Here is a 254-nt window from a genome sequence, read left to right on the forward strand (position 1 = left end):
GTGCTGCACCGCGTCCGGGACACGCGCACAAACACAAGAGGAAACACAATGCCCCAGACCATTCACCGTGGCATCAAATCCCTGATCGACGAAGCCAATGCCGAGATCGAGACTGTCAGCGCCACTGAGGCCATCAAGGCCGCGCAGGATCCGGGCGTCGTGATCGTCGATATCCGCGATCCCCGCGAGATCGAACGCGAAGGCAAGATTCCCGGCGCGTTCTCCTGCACGCGCGGCATGCTGGAATTCTGGAT

General features: G+C 61.0%; 1 protein-coding gene. It reads left to right on the top strand.

Annotation, left to right across the window (positions count from 1 at the left end; all coding sequences use genetic code 11):
* Window positions 1-48 precede the first annotated feature (48 nt).
* The coding region (locus QSV46_RS40370; protein WP_409997300.1) for a rhodanese-like domain-containing protein at window positions 49-254 on the top strand (206 nt) is incomplete at its 3' end.

The sequence above is a fragment of the Bradyrhizobium cosmicum genome, assembly GCF_032290525.1.
Taxonomy (GTDB): domain Bacteria; phylum Pseudomonadota; class Alphaproteobacteria; order Rhizobiales; family Xanthobacteraceae; genus Bradyrhizobium; species Bradyrhizobium cosmicum_A.